Annotated in this window: 15 protein-coding genes; 6 read left to right on the top strand and 9 right to left on the bottom strand. The window is 69.3% G+C overall.

Features of this window, described 5'->3' with window-relative positions; all coding sequences use genetic code 11:
• Nucleotides 1–55: 55 nt before the first annotated feature.
• The 3 genes from ACFZDE_RS21865 to ACFZDE_RS21855 all read right to left on the bottom strand — a co-directional run bounded on the left by ACFZDE_RS21865 (nucleotide 56) and on the right by ACFZDE_RS21855 (nucleotide 2,898).
• On the bottom strand, nucleotides 56–1,669 hold the full coding sequence (locus tag ACFZDE_RS21865) for an alpha/beta fold hydrolase (protein ID WP_391201883.1): 1,614 nt from the start codon (nucleotides 1,667–1,669) through the stop codon (nucleotides 56–58).
• Between the two features lie 183 nt (nucleotides 1,670–1,852).
• Nucleotides 1,853–2,032 carry a DUF397 domain-containing protein gene (locus ACFZDE_RS21860; protein WP_391000831.1) on the bottom strand — a complete coding sequence of 60 codons (180 nt, stop codon included), beginning with the start codon at nucleotides 2,030–2,032 and terminating at the stop codon, nucleotides 1,853–1,855.
• Nucleotides 2,029–2,898, bottom strand: a complete 870-nt coding sequence (locus ACFZDE_RS21855) for a Scr1 family TA system antitoxin-like transcriptional regulator (RefSeq protein WP_391000829.1) — start codon at nucleotides 2,896–2,898, stop codon at nucleotides 2,029–2,031. Before ACFZDE_RS21855 ends, ACFZDE_RS21860 begins: the two co-directional genes overlap by 4 nt.
• 170 nt (nucleotides 2,899–3,068) lie before the next feature.
• On the opposite strand from ACFZDE_RS21855, the gene ACFZDE_RS21850 reads away from it, so the two are divergent.
• Together ACFZDE_RS21850 and ACFZDE_RS21845 are read left to right on the top strand one after the other, a co-directional pair.
• Nucleotides 3,069–3,494, top strand: a complete 426-nt coding sequence (locus ACFZDE_RS21850; RefSeq protein WP_391000826.1) for an ATP-binding protein — start codon at nucleotides 3,069–3,071, stop codon at nucleotides 3,492–3,494.
• Nucleotides 3,475–3,771 (top strand): hypothetical protein, encoded by a 297-nt coding sequence (locus ACFZDE_RS21845; RefSeq protein WP_391201880.1) that lies wholly within the window; start codon nucleotides 3,475–3,477, stop codon nucleotides 3,769–3,771. Before ACFZDE_RS21850 ends, ACFZDE_RS21845 begins: the two co-directional genes overlap by 20 nt.
• Here the strand turns inward: ACFZDE_RS21845 and ACFZDE_RS21840 are convergent.
• Entirely contained in the window at nucleotides 3,761–4,609 is an 849-nt protein-coding gene (locus tag ACFZDE_RS21840; RefSeq protein WP_391201877.1) for a Scr1 family TA system antitoxin-like transcriptional regulator, read from the bottom strand. The two genes, ACFZDE_RS21845 and ACFZDE_RS21840, sit on opposite strands and share 11 nt — an antisense overlap.
• An 18-nt stretch (nucleotides 4,610–4,627) precedes the next feature.
• A complete protein-coding gene (locus tag ACFZDE_RS21835) occupies nucleotides 4,628–5,395 on the bottom strand; it encodes a DUF6879 family protein (RefSeq protein ID WP_391202580.1) in 768 nt (255 codons plus the stop codon).
• Between the two features lie 223 nt (nucleotides 5,396–5,618).
• Between ACFZDE_RS21835 and ACFZDE_RS21830 the strand changes: the two genes are divergently transcribed.
• Both ACFZDE_RS21830 and ACFZDE_RS21825 read left to right on the top strand, forming a co-directional pair.
• Nucleotides 5,619–5,843, top strand: a complete 225-nt coding sequence (locus ACFZDE_RS21830; RefSeq protein ID WP_391000819.1) for a DUF397 domain-containing protein — start codon at nucleotides 5,619–5,621, stop codon at nucleotides 5,841–5,843.
• Nucleotides 5,844–5,930: 87 nt separating this feature from the next.
• Nucleotides 5,931–6,401 carry a hypothetical protein gene (locus tag ACFZDE_RS21825; protein WP_391201874.1) on the top strand — a complete coding sequence of 157 codons (471 nt, stop codon included), beginning with the start codon at nucleotides 5,931–5,933 and terminating at the stop codon, nucleotides 6,399–6,401.
• Nucleotides 6,402–6,431: 30 nt separating this feature from the next.
• Here the strand turns inward: ACFZDE_RS21825 and ACFZDE_RS21820 are convergent, their stop codons facing one another.
• The 3 genes from ACFZDE_RS21820 to ACFZDE_RS21810 all read right to left on the bottom strand — a co-directional run bounded on the left by ACFZDE_RS21820 (nucleotide 6,432) and on the right by ACFZDE_RS21810 (nucleotide 9,899).
• Nucleotides 6,432–7,952, bottom strand: coding sequence for a cellulase family glycosylhydrolase (locus tag ACFZDE_RS21820; protein WP_391201871.1), 1,521 nt, complete (start codon nucleotides 7,950–7,952; stop codon nucleotides 6,432–6,434).
• Between the two features lie 166 nt (nucleotides 7,953–8,118).
• Complete coding sequence (locus tag ACFZDE_RS21815) at nucleotides 8,119–8,943, bottom strand: ABC transporter permease (protein ID WP_391201868.1); 825 nt, start codon at nucleotides 8,941–8,943, stop codon at nucleotides 8,119–8,121.
• Nucleotides 8,940–9,899, bottom strand: a complete 960-nt coding sequence (locus ACFZDE_RS21810) for an ATP-binding cassette domain-containing protein (RefSeq protein ID WP_391201865.1) — start codon at nucleotides 9,897–9,899, stop codon at nucleotides 8,940–8,942. Before ACFZDE_RS21810 ends, ACFZDE_RS21815 begins: the two co-directional genes overlap by 4 nt.
• A gap of 108 nt (nucleotides 9,900–10,007) precedes the next feature.
• Here ACFZDE_RS21810 and ACFZDE_RS21805 point away from each other — a divergent pair, with 108 nt between their 5' ends.
• Complete coding sequence (locus ACFZDE_RS21805) at nucleotides 10,008–10,832, top strand: TetR/AcrR family transcriptional regulator C-terminal domain-containing protein (protein ID WP_391201862.1); 825 nt, start codon at nucleotides 10,008–10,010, stop codon at nucleotides 10,830–10,832.
• A gap of 237 nt (nucleotides 10,833–11,069) precedes the next feature.
• On the opposite strand, the gene ACFZDE_RS21800 is transcribed toward ACFZDE_RS21805, so the two are convergent.
• The gene (locus ACFZDE_RS21800) at nucleotides 11,070–12,044 is read right to left on the bottom strand and encodes a WD40 repeat domain-containing protein (RefSeq protein WP_391201859.1); all 975 of its coding nucleotides are present in this window, start codon (nucleotides 12,042–12,044) and stop codon (nucleotides 11,070–11,072) included.
• 122 nt (nucleotides 12,045–12,166) lie between these two features.
• On the opposite strand from ACFZDE_RS21800, the gene ACFZDE_RS21795 reads away from it, so the two are divergent.
• Nucleotides 12,167–12,841 (top strand): GDSL-type esterase/lipase family protein, encoded by a 675-nt coding sequence (locus tag ACFZDE_RS21795; protein ID WP_391201856.1) that lies wholly within the window; start codon nucleotides 12,167–12,169, stop codon nucleotides 12,839–12,841.
• The last annotated feature ends 10 nt before the right edge of the window (nucleotides 12,842–12,851 follow it).

Here is a 12,851-nt window from a genome sequence, read left to right as displayed (position 1 = left end):
GGGCGCCCTGCTGTTGCGGGGCGCCCCTCGCTTCACCCCTGGGTCACCGAGGCGCTCAGCGCCCCGACCCCAGGATGCCGCGCAGGCTGTCACCGATCGCCGCGAGGGCCGGCTGCCCCGTCGCGCTCGGCGTCTGCCGCGCCGCCGCCGCCGGCGGCTTCGGGTCGGCGAGCTTCTTGCACACCGCGTCCGCCACGCCGCTGCCGTGCGGGACCTTGCCGTTGGTGAGGTACGTCGCGAGGTGCTTGTCGAGGCAGGCGTTGCCGCTCAGCGAGATGCCGTGGTTGCCGCCGCCCTGCTCCACCACCAGGCTGGAGCCCTTCAGCAGCCGGTGCATGGTCACACCACCCTGGTAGGGGGTGGCCGCGTCGTCGGTGGCCTGGAACAGCAGCACCGGCGGGAGCTTGGAGTTGGCGACGTTCACCGGCTTCAGCGTCTTCGTCGGCCAGAACGCGCACGGCGCGTTGTACCAGGCGTTGTTCCACGCCATGAACGGGGCCTTCTCGTACACCGCCCAGTTGTCCTTGCGCCACTGCTTCCAGTCACGCGGCCAGGACGCGTCACGGCACTGCACGGCCGCGTAGACGCTGTAGCCGTTGTCACCGGAGGCGTCGATCGCCGCGATGTTGTCGTAGGCCTTCACCAGCGCCGCGGTGTCGTGGTCGTTGACGTACGCCGCGAACGTCGCGGCGAGCGTAGGCCAGTAGGCGTTGTTGTAGCCGCCCGGTATGAAGATGTCCTCCAGCTCGGAGGCGCCGACCTTGCCCCCGGCCGGCTTCTTGGCCACGGCCGCGCGCATGGCGTACCACTTGGCCTCGATCTTCTTCGGGTTCGTGCCGAGCTTGTACGTGGAGTCGTACTTGGCGATCCACGCCATCAGGGCCTTGTGGCGCTTGTCGAAGGCGTAGTCCTGCTGGATGTTGTCGTCGTACCAGACGCCGGTGGGGTCGACGATCGAGTCCAGCACCAGGCGCCGCACGCGCTCGGGGAACAGCTTGGCGTAGACGGCGCCGAGGTAGGTGCCGTACGAGTAGCCGAAGTAGTTGATCTTCGGCGCGCCGAGGGCCTTGCGGATGGAGTCCATGTCCTTCACGGCACTGACCGTGTCGATGTAGGGCAGGACGTCCTTGTACTTCGTGCCGCAGGCCTTGGCGAAGGCCTTGGCGCGCGCGAGGTTGGCCTTCTCCAGCGCCGGGGTGCTCGGCACGGAGTCGGGGCGCACGGGGTCGAAGTGGCCCGGCTTGCAGTCCAGGGCGGGCTGGCTCTTGCCCACGCCGCGCGGGTCGAAGCCGATCACGTCGTACTGGGCGGCGACGGCCTTCGGCAGCGAGGACGCGACGAACTCGGCCAGCGACAGGCCGCTGCCGCCGGGGCCGCCGGGGTTGACCAGCAGCGGGCCCTGCGACTTCGACGCGGTGTGCGGCACGCGGGAGAGCGCCAGCGTGATCTGCTTCCCTCGCGGTTTCGCGTAATTGAGCGGCACCCTGACCGTCCCGCACTGGAGCGTCGGGGTGTCGTCCGTCCCGCACTTCTTCCAGGTGACCTTCGCGGCGGCGGTCGTCAGGGCGGTGCTCGCGGAGTGCGGCGAGCTGGCGTTGGCGGGAACGGCGGTGAGCGTCCCGGCCAGGACGACGGTGGCGCCGCACAGTACGGCTGCGCTTCTTCTCATGGAGTCTCTCGCAACGGTGAGGGGTGTCGAGCCCGCGAGTGACGCGGGACGTGCCGCATCGTTCCGAAAGAGCGCACCGCGCAAGTAGGAATCGAAAAGATTTGACCGAACCGAGTCTTCGTCCACGAGGAGGAGCGCCCGGCCAACGCCGGGCGCCCCGTGAGCGTTTCAGTGCATTTCCGCCTACTTGAACTGCCCGACGAACACCCGCCAGCCCTCACGGGAGACGGTGAGCAGAGGCCCGCCCTGGAGCTTGCTGTCGCGGACGGCCCGGCCACCGACCGCCGTTGGAGCGGTCTCCACGCAGTTGCCCTGCTGCCCGGAGTACGACGACTTCCGGAAGGAACCCACAACCTCCGTCACAATGAGTCTTCCTTGATGCTCCGCAGTATGTGCCGAATGAGCTTTGCGCTCGCCTCCGGCGCCAACGCTGCCGATCGTAGTAGGTCGAACGCATTGCCGTAAGCGGCGAGGTCCCCAGGCGCCTCAAGCACCGAGGTGCCCCGAAGATTCTCCATGGTCACAGCTTCGACGGTCGGTTCGGCGTCGAAACTGAAGGAGGAGAACGCGGAGCTTGTCGCCGCGAGCGCTCCGGCACTGAACGGCAGAACCTGCACGGTCACGTTCTTGCGCTGCGCGACCTGGAGAATCGCGGCGAGCTGTTCCCGGTGAATCTCGACGCTCACCAGCGGGTGCACGATGACCGCCTCCCAGAGGATGGCCGTGTACGACGCACCACCCTCACCGATCTTCGCCTGCCGCGCCTCTCGGACCTTCACCAACTGGGCGATCAGGTCCGGCGCGACATAGTCAGGGCCCTCCGAGATGACAGCCTCCGCGTAGCCCTTGGTTTGCAGGAGGCCGGGCACCAGCACTGGTTGCCATTCCCGGATGTAGGTCGCGTCGTCCTCCAACGCGATGTGATCCACGTACTCCGGCCGCAGGTGTGCGGCATGCTCGAGCCACCAGCCCCTGCGCTTCGACTGGCGGGCCAACTCCTCAAGTTTTTGCCGGACTTCAGGGTCGTGCACGCCGTACGCATCCAGCATCGCCCGGATCTCGAGTGGACGGGCGGACACATGCCCGGTCTCGATGCGGCTGACCCGGGTCTGGTGGGCGGCGATCACCTCGGCTGCCTCGGCCTGGTCCTTGTTCGCCGCAAGCCGGTACGCCTTGAGTGCAGCACCAAGCCGCCTGCTGCGCACGGTCGGTCGCCCACCTACAGGCATTTCGGACCCCTCTCTGTCGCAACCAAACCCTAGGGCACGGCACACCCGAACATACTCCCAATTGCATGTATGCACCTGAGCAGGTTGCACTCCGTTCATCTTCAGTTCTAGCCTCCTAGGCAACGGCAGCTTGCAGAAATGCTGACGGCACATCAGGAGGCAGGACTTCCATGCCCGCAACCAGAACCTTCCGCATCCCCGCGAACAGACGACACGTCGCAGCCGCCCGCCAACACATCCGGAAGACCCTCGCCGACTGGGGCACCGACAGCGAACTCAGCGACACCATCTGTCTGTTGGCGAACGAACTGGTGACCAACGCCGTGACCCACTGCCGTGTCTCCTGCGCCCAGGTGCGAGTCACGCTCACCCTCCGGAACGCGGACGTGCTGCTGGAGGTCTCCGACCCGGACAGGGATCGGCTCCCCCGACTCCACGACCCTGGCCCGGACGAGGAGGGCGGACGCGGACTGGCGCTGGTGGCGGGGCTGGCCGACGCCTGGGGGCATCGCCAGGAGCCGTACACCAAGTGCGTATGGGCCAGGTTCACGCTCGCCCAGAAGCCGGAGAGGGTCCATGTTCCGGCAGCTTTATGAGGCAGCCGCCCGCCTGATCGACCGCCGGCGCGCCGGCCGTACCGCGCTGAACCCCCTGGTTCCCTCGCAGGAGGCCAGGGCGCCGGCCCCGTACGTCCGGCGGCTTCCGAGCCCTTACGAGGCCCGCTGGCGCCGCTGGGCCAAACGCTGCCGTGCGACCGGCTACCGGCTGCCTCCCCTCTGCGACGACGCGTACTGGCCGACTCCCCGCCCGCCAAGAAGGCCCCGCCGGGAAGCCACCGACGATGTGGTGCGCGCGTACGTCCTCAGACCCTGATGCTCCGACGAACTCGGGCGATCACCTGCTGGGCGTCGGCACCGAATACGGCCGCCTCGGCGAAGGTGTCCCAGACGCGACGGTAGAGAGCGATGGTCTCGGGGTCGTCCAGCCAGAGTTCGGCGTGCCAGTCCTCTACCACGACCAGGCGCTCGTCCAGCGTGCAGAAGGAGTTGCCCAGCGCCAGAGGCAGGGCGGCGTCCAGCGGCAGGATTCCCATGCGCACGGTGTCCATTCCCACCACGCCGAGCAGCCGATCGAGTTGGGAGACCAGTACCTCGGGTGGGCAGACGCGAGCCCACAGCACACTCTCGTGCATGAGCAGGTTCAACCGCCTGCCCGGCCGGTAGAGCCACTCCTGCCGCTTCATCCGGGCCCGCACCGCGGCTTCCGTATCCCGGGGGGCGTTCTGGAGGGCGGAGTGACCCTCGAAGACGTACCGGGCGTAATCGGCCGTCTGAAGCATCCCGCTGACCGCGGCGTTGCTCAACATGTGCATGGTCCGGGCTTCGGACACGAGCGTGTTCCACGTTTCCTGCACCGGGCCATGCCCTCCCGCGAGCTGGCGCCGCCAGGAGCGGATATGACTCTCGAAACCCTTCAGGCGGGCGCGTAGCTCCGGGAACAGCGCAGGCTGTCCCACGGCCTCGAGCCATGCTCGGAGGTCGTCGTCCGTGGGAGTCTGTCGGCCGTTCTCCAGCTTGCTGACCTTCGACTGCGGCCATCCCAGCCGCTCGGCCAGTTCCGTACCGGTGAGCCGACCATCAGGGGCATCGACACGCAGCTCGCGGAGTTTGCGGCCCAGTTCCGAACGCGCCCTCTGATAGTCCGTGCTCACCGGTACCCGCTCTGGCTCCTACGCGTCACTGTGCATCTCGGCCGTGAACTGCGTCCACGGTACGGCGTGATGCCAAGCAGCATCGCGGATCACGGCGCAACGCACCACCTCAGCCGGTTCCGTGATGAGGTCCACGTGAGTGAGCTGGTCGTCGCCATCGAACCGGAGCAGCGCGATGAGGCGGCTGTCGAACAGCCAGAAGTCCTCGGCGGGCAGCCGGAGCCGCTCGGCGTCGGCACGCCACATGTTGCGAATGTCCTCCCCGGTCGCGATGTTCCACCTGGCACCGTCGAGGAGGTAGCGCTGGCCGATGGTGGCAGGCTGGTCCACGATGCGCACCCGCTCGACACGTTTGCCCTGCGCGGTCTGCGCACGGATCATGTCGCGAAACACCCTCGCCGGCGACCCCTCCGGCCAGTCCGTCCCGATGCTGCCGGTCTTGATGAACGCGTCCCAACGGTCGCTTGCCTCGTCACTCGCGTACCGCCGACGTGTCTCCAGACGCCATGCCGTGTGCTCGAACTTCCCGAACAGGTCACCGAACTCGTCCAGTCCGATCGTCCGCACCCGCCGGGTCGTCCCCTTCGGCGCCCAATCCACCAGCAGCTCACGCGGTACCACGACCGCAACCTCCCCCTCCGAGAAATGCTGGAGCTGCGCGACGGCTTCGGCGTCGGCCAGTGGAGGGCCGTGAACGATGATCTCCCCGCTGTCCAAGTCCTCGTGCACAGCCGGGCATCCGCCGACGTCGCTGCCCGTCCCGTTGAAACGCAACCTGCGCGCCATGTACGACAACCCCCTGGCTCCGACGATGCTGTACATCCAGCATCTCCGTACCTCTCAGTGAATGTCCACGCATGCAGAGTGACGACGGGAGAATAGTCGAGAATATTCAACTTCTTGCTCCTCGCTCCTTCCTACGGTCGTTCCCGCAGCACACCAAGGAACACCCGCCCGCCAAGGGCGGCGGTCAGCCGTGACCGCGACAGCTGAGCAGGAAGGTGCAGTGATGTTGAACGGAAGTGACCTGTACGCGCTCGACCTCGACGGGGTCTCGTTCGTGAAGCCATGTGGAGGTCCGTGCACCGAGGGCTGCGTGACTCTGGCCCGTATCGGCGAGGGCGTATGGGCCCTCGGTGACAGCAAGCGGCCGGAAGCACAGCCGCTGCGCTTCACGTCGGCGGAGCTGGAGGCGGCCGGAATCGATCCGGCGCGCTTCGGCCTGCCCGTCTGAGGCCCGTCCCCTGGCCGGTCCTGGCACGGCGCAGTCCCGGGCAGGACCGGCCCTGTTCGCCATTTTCGGATACCGACTGGACAGCCCGTGCACCACCATGCATATCTGTGGACGGGCCCGAAGGCCCGCTTCGACCAGGAAGCGCTCAGACGCCCACCCCACCCCGAGCCTCCGCCCGCAGAAAGCCGACCGGAACTGATCCAGCGCTACCGCGAAGTGGCAGCGCTGTTCCCGACCTCGGACCTGCCGCCGCTGGAATCGGCGTACTGGCTCGTCAAACCACGTGCACTGGTGCGTGGCACCTGGCCGGACGCGAAGGCAGCGGCGGCATGGCTGGGAGATCGATTGACCGAGTACGCCCCCCGGTTCGCATCCGAGGCACAACGCGACGACAGGCGCCTCACCGCCCTCGTCGCGTCCGCCTGCGAACGGCTGGCGTCTGGCGCCGACGTATCGCTCGGCTGGTACCTCGAACGCCCCTCGTACCTCTTCATCGCCCTGGTGACCTGCTCCCCGAATCGCCTGGGCAGCGAATTCACCTGCCCTGTGGACCGATGAAACCGGCAGGACGAGGGGCGCGTTCGGTGGTCAAGCTGCTGTGCAGTTCACACTCGGCGCGCCTCCGCCGCCAGGCGCGCCCCCGAAGCCGAAGGTCGTCGAACCTCCCACCGGCACGCTGCCGTTGTGCGTCGCGTTCGTCGCCGTCACGGTCGCGCCGCTCTGGGTGTGGGTCGCGTTCCACATGTTCGTGACCTTCTGGGAGCCGCTCCAGGTCCAGGTCACCTTCCAGGACTTCAGCGGCGCGCTCCCCGTGTTGGTCACCTTCACCTCGGCGTTGAAGCCGCCGCCCCAGTCGCTGCCGACGGTGTAGGCGGCGGTGCAGGCCGCGGTCCCGCCGCCGGGGCCGGGGTCGCCGGGGCCGCCCGGGCCGGGGCCGCCGGGCTCGAAGCCCGGGGCCTTGATGGACGCCAGGTACCCGTCCTTCGTCGTGTCGACCGTCTGCCAGTCGTCCTTCAGGATGCCGCCCGTGTCACCGGAGTTGGGGTTCCAGGACCAGAACGTCCAGTGGAAGCTGTCCGCGCCGTACGTGGAGGTCGAGCGCAGGTACTTCACCAGTTCGGCCAGCCACTTCCGGTCCACCGACGGCTGGAGGGTCGTACCGAACTCGCCGAGCCACACCGGGGCGATGTTCTGCTTGAAGATGTAACCCCAGTGCTTGTCCCAGATGTCCGGCATGTTGGCGGGGAAGGACGGGTCCGAGAACCAGGACTGCTGCGCCACCGAGGTCGCGTAGTCGTGCGCCGAGTACACCAGCCGGTTGGGCACGTCCAGTTGGACCGGGTACTGGGCCACGCCCATGAGGTTGCCGCCCCACCAGATGTTGGCGCCGTTGAAGGACTGCACGCCCTCGACCATGATCAGCAGCTCGGGGTTGACCGACAGCACCGCGTTGCCCGCGCGCTGGGCGGCCAGGCGCCAGTCGCGGGAGGTGTCGCCGCAGCCCCAGCAGGCCGGGTCGTGGGGCTCGTTGTGCAGGTCGATGCCGACGACCGTGGAGTCGCCCTTGTAACGCGCGGCCAGCGCCTTGAGGTTGGTGATCCACGTCGACTCGGGCACCGACGCCGTGTACCAGAGGGCCGACTGACCCGCCGCGTCCGGGCGGTGCCGGTCCAGGACGACCTTGAGGCCGGACTGGCCCGCGTAGGTGACGATCTTGTCCAGGACCTGGAGGGACGTCAGCCCGCGCAGGTCCGTGTTCCTGCCGTCGGTGTTGATGCTGTCCGGCATGGTGCCGGGCCTGAGGATGTCGTCGCTGTAGGGCATGCGGATGGTGTTGTAGCCCAGCGACTTCATCTGGTCGATCATGCTCTTGTAGTCGCGGGCCCACAGGCCGTGGACGACGTGGGTGTCGGTCTCGAAGCCGAACCAGTTGATCCCGGCGATACGGACGGGCTGTCCGGCCGCGTCCAGGATCTGCCGGCCGCTGGTGTGCCAGTAACCGCCACCGGCGGCCTCCGCGGCGACATCGGCCCGTGCCGACTGCACGCCCGCCAGCGGTAACAGGAGCGCCGCGGCGACACACAGCGCTCTGCGCAGAGTGCGGTACATGGGCTGCTTCCTCTCGGGTTCCTCTGTGGATGCCTCTCGGAAAGCACGGCGACCGGAACCGGGCGAGAGCATTTGGGAGCGCTCCCATCGTGCCGCGCACCTCCCAGAGAACCGACGCAGCATGAGCACGTCAAGACTCTGGGAGGTGTCGCCGTCACCGCGACCGCTATCGGCCCAGCTTCTGGAACCGCCGTACGGCCAGCGGCAGGAAGATCGCCGTCAGGATCACCGGCCACACTCCGGCCATCAGCAGCGCGTGCTGCTCCACCCAGGAGTCACCGCCCCCGACCGGCGTCCCGAACAGCTCGCGGGTCGCCGCCGCCGTGGAGGAGATCGGGTTCCAGGCCGCCACCCAGCCCAGCCAGTCGGGCATGAGCTGCGGCGCGACGAAGATGCTGGAGATCATCGTCAGCGGGAAGGCGACCGCGAACAGACCGCCCGCCGCCTCCGGGTTGGGAACCAGCAGGCCGAGCCACACGCCGATCCAGATCAGCGCGAACCGCAGCCAGAGCAGCAGCCCGAACGCGGCGAGGAAGCCGAGGCCACCGTCCGGGCGCCAGCCCATCGCCAGGGCCGTCAGCATCATGATGGCCAACTCGGCGCAGGCGATGATCAGATCGGTGACCCCGCGCCCGGCCACCACGGCCGAGGACGCCATCGGCATCGAGCGGAAGCGGTCGATGACACCCTTGGTGGAGTCGTAGACCACGACGGTCGCCGTGTTGATGAAGCCGAACGCCATGGTCATCACGAACATGCCGGGCATCAGGAAGTCCTTGTAGTCCCCGCCGCCCGGCACCGTCATCGCACTGCCGAAGACATAGCCGTAGAGCAGCACGGACAGGATCGGGAAGCCCAGCTGCCAGGCGATGTTGACCGGCTGGCGCTGGTAGTGGGTCAGGCCGCGGCGGACGATGTTCCAGCAGTCGGCGAGCAGCCAGTACGCGCCGCCCCGCGAGCCCGGGGCGCTCAGTTCGGTGACGCCGCTCATGCCGCGGCCTCCTTCTCGGTGCGGTGTCCGGTCAGGCGCAGGAACACATCGTCGAGACTCGGCCTGCGCAGCCCGATGTCCTCGACGCGCACGCCCTCGTCCTGGAGGGTCCGCGCGACCTCGGTGAGGGCGGTGACCCGGTCGGCGACCGGGGCGTGCACCCGCAACTCCGCCTCGTCCGACTCGGGTTCGCCGTCCGTGACCCGGGCGACGACCTTCACCACCCGGGGGATCTCGGACCGCTCGGCGACCACGACCTCGATACGGTCGCCGCCGACCAGGTTCTTCAGGCCGTCCGGGGTGTCGTCGGCGATGGACCGCCCCTGGTCGATGACGGTGATGCGCGAGGCCAGCTTGTCGGCCTCCTCCAGGTACTGCGTGGTCAGCAGCACGGTCGTGCCGCTCGCCACCAACGCCCGTACCGAGTCCCAGACTTCGCCGCGGCTGCGGGGGTCAAGCCCGGTCGTCGGCTCGTCGAGGAAGAGGACGGCCGGGGCGAGGATCATCGACGCGGCGAGGTCGAGGCGGCGCCGCATGCCGCCGCTGTACTTGCCGACGCCCTTGTCGGCGGCGTCCGTCAGGTCGAACTGCTCCAGCAGTTCGGTCGCCCGCAGCCGGGCCCGCCTGCCGCCCAGGTGGAACAGACGGCCGAACATCTCCAGGTTCTGCCGGCCGGTGAGCACCTCGTCGACCGCCGCGTACTGGCCGGTGAGACCGATCCGGGCCCGCACCTCGCGCGCCTGCCGGGCGACGTCGAGGCCGGCGACCGTCGCCCGGCCCCCGTCCAGCCGGACCAGCGTGGACAGGATGCGCACGGCGGTGGTCTTGCCCGCGCCGTTCGGCCCGAGCAGGCCGTGCACCGTGCCCTCGCGCACCTCCAGGTCGAAGCCGTCGAGCGCGCGTTTCTCGCCGTACCTCTTCTCCAGCCCCTCCGCCTGCACCGCGTATCCGTCCATATCGTCCCCTCCCGTGCGCCCGTGCCACCTCGGCACCGAACTGAGTACACCGTACCCTATTACGCGTACGACGTACCCAGTTTTTGCGCGGGCACTTAAGCTGACTCCATGACGAGCGGTACGAGTGGCGCGGGCGGTACGGAGACCAGTGGCAGCGGCGACATCGCCCGCACCCTGGAGCTGCTGTGGGAGACCGGCCGCCGCCCCAGCCGGGGCCCCAAACCGACCCTGACCCTGGACCGGATCGTGGAAGCGGCCGTCCAGGTGGCGGACACCGAAGGGCTGGAGGGCCTGTCCATGCGCCGCGTCGCCGCGGAGCTGGGCACCGGCACCATGTCGCTGTACCGGTACGTGCCCGGCAAGGGCGAGCTGCTCGACCTGATGCTGGACCGGGTGCAGCGCCCCTCCGAGAACCCGGCCGACCTCGGCGACGGCGGCTGGCGGGCGGCCCTGGAGGCACTGGGCCGCGCCACGCTCGCCCTCTACCGCCGCCACCCCTGGCTGCTCCGGGTCAACCAGGCCCGCCCGATCCTCGGCCCGAGCGCCCTCGACGGAATGGAGAGGGCCCTCACCCGGATCCGCCCGATGGGACTGACCGACCCCGAACTGGTCTCCGCGATCATCATGATCGACGGATACGTCGTCGGGGCCGCGCGCACGCAGCTCTACGAGCAGGAGGTGGAGCGCCGGACGGGCCTGACCGACGCCGAGTTCTGGCAGGCGCAGGTGCCGTCCCTGGAGAAGGCCATGGCCTCGGGCCGCTACCCGGTGCTGGCGTCCCTCGCCGACGACACGTTCGGCTCGGACTTCGACCACTTCGAGTTCGGACTCCAGCGGATCCTGGACGGGCTGGAGGTTCTGGTGGCCCGCAGGGCGAAGGAGGCCGGGGCCACGGGGCACGGACCTTGTGATCCTCCGACTGCGGCCCGCTGACCCGGCGCGCGGGACACGCCCCCCGGCGAGCGCGCGCTGACGCCGCGAGCCGGCCGACCGCGGAGCGTGGACCGCCGGCCACGCGGCCCCGGCCGCAGCACGCCGGCCCCGCGAGCCGACCGCGGGACACCGGCCCCGCGAGCCGGCCCGACCACGGGACACCGGCCCCGCGAGCTCGCAACCGCAGGACGCGAGGTCCTGGCCCCGCAAGCTCGCAACCGCAGGGGGCGCGAGGCCCTAACCCCGCCGCCGCATCCCCCGTACGGCCAGGACGACCACGAGCAGGACCCCGGCGACGATCGCGCCCTTCTTGAGGTCGCCGGTCAGGCCGTCTCCCCCGCTGTCGGTCGCCGCCGAACCGCCGTTTCCGGAGGAGGAGCCGGAGTCCCCGCCCCCGGGCGCGTCCTGGGGCTCCACCGGACTGTCCGCGCCCTCGGCGCCGTACATCAGCTTCTTGCCGTCCGCGGTGTACGTGACGGACTCGCCCTGCCCGAGGAACGGCACCCCGAGCCGTTCCTTCTTCTTGAGCTTCCCGCCGTTCCAGTCGTACGCGATCGCGCCGAAGTAGCTGCGCACGACGAGGTGTTCGCCGTCCGGGGAGAGCGTGGCGTCGGTGGCCTCCAGGTCGGGGACCGCGGCGACGGGGCGGAAGACGTTCGTGCCGGACGGGGAGAGTTCCGCCGGGCCCTCGAAGAGATGCCCGCCCTTCTCGTTCTTGTCGACGATGTAGACCCGGCCCGTCTTCGGGTGCACGACCAGCGACTCGGCGTCCCGCGCGCCGTCGGAGTACTTCACCACGTACTGCGTGGCCTTGATCGTCCGGTCGCGCAGGTCCTTCGGCTCGGGCAGCCGGTAGATCCAGACGTACGGCCAGGTGCCGCCGAGGTTGTCGCCGATGTCGCCGACGTAGATCTGGTTGTCCGGGCCGATGGAGATGGCCTCGACGTCGCGGGGGCTGCCCACGCCGGACATGGTGATCGTGGCGACCGTCTCGCCCGTCGAGCCGTCGACGGCGTAGAGGTAGGCCCCGTCGTCGCTGTCGTTGTGCGTCCAGTAGATGCCGGGGTGCTGCCGCGAGGCCGCCAGGCCGCTGGACTCGGTGATGCGCGGGTCCTTGATGGTGAACTTCTCGTCGCCGTCGGCGGCGGAGGCGGGCACGGCGAGGGCGCCCGTGAGGAGGGCCGCGGCGAGGAGGGCGAACGGTCTGCGCATGCCCCAAGCCTGCCATCCGGCCCGGCGGTTCACCGGCGTAACCGATCACAGGACCGTGCCAGGACCTGGGGCGTGTCCCGGCTCACACCCCGTCGGCCGCCGAGATCGTCCATCATGAGCGGATGCTCAGGTTCATGCCCGTCGGTGACTCCATGACGATCGGGAGCACGGGCGAACACACATGGCGCTACCGGCTGTGGCAGCACCTGTGCCGTTCCTACGCCGGCCCCTGCACGCTCGTCGGCCCGCGCGAGACGCTCCACGACAAGCTCGCCGACGCCCCGGTGTCGTACGACTACGCCGAACCGGACTTCCCGCGCTCCCACCTGGCCGGCTGGGGTGAGGGCTGGCAGCACATGGCGCCGCTGATCGGCGACGCGGTACGGTCCTGCCGCGCGGACGTCCTCCTGGTCTCCCTGGGCCTGATCGACCTGGGCTTCTACACGAACGTCGAGCAAACCGCCGAGAACGTCCGGGCCTTCACGGCCGAAGCCCGCGCGGCCAACCGCCGGGTGCGGATGGTGTGGCTGCCGGTGATCCCGAACGTGCGCGCGGCGACGGACGCACCCTTCGCCACCGAGGTCACCCGCTTCAACGAACTCCTCGCCAAGACGGCCGCCGACCTCGACGAACCCGCCTCCCCCGTCCTCCTGGCCTCGGCCCCACCCTCGTACGACATCGCCACCGACACCTACGACGGCACCCACCCCAACGCGAGCGGCGAACACAAGATCGCGGCGGCGTTCGCGGAGGCGATGCACCAGAGCTGGGACCTGGCCGGGCCCTACGAGGCGTAGCCTCCCCAGG

It is taken from the genome of Streptomyces sp. NPDC007929 (assembly GCF_042959065.1).
Classification (GTDB): domain Bacteria; phylum Actinomycetota; class Actinomycetes; order Streptomycetales; family Streptomycetaceae; genus Streptomyces.
Note: the sequence above shows the minus strand (reverse complement) of the source record. Positions and strands in the feature narration are given on the sequence as shown.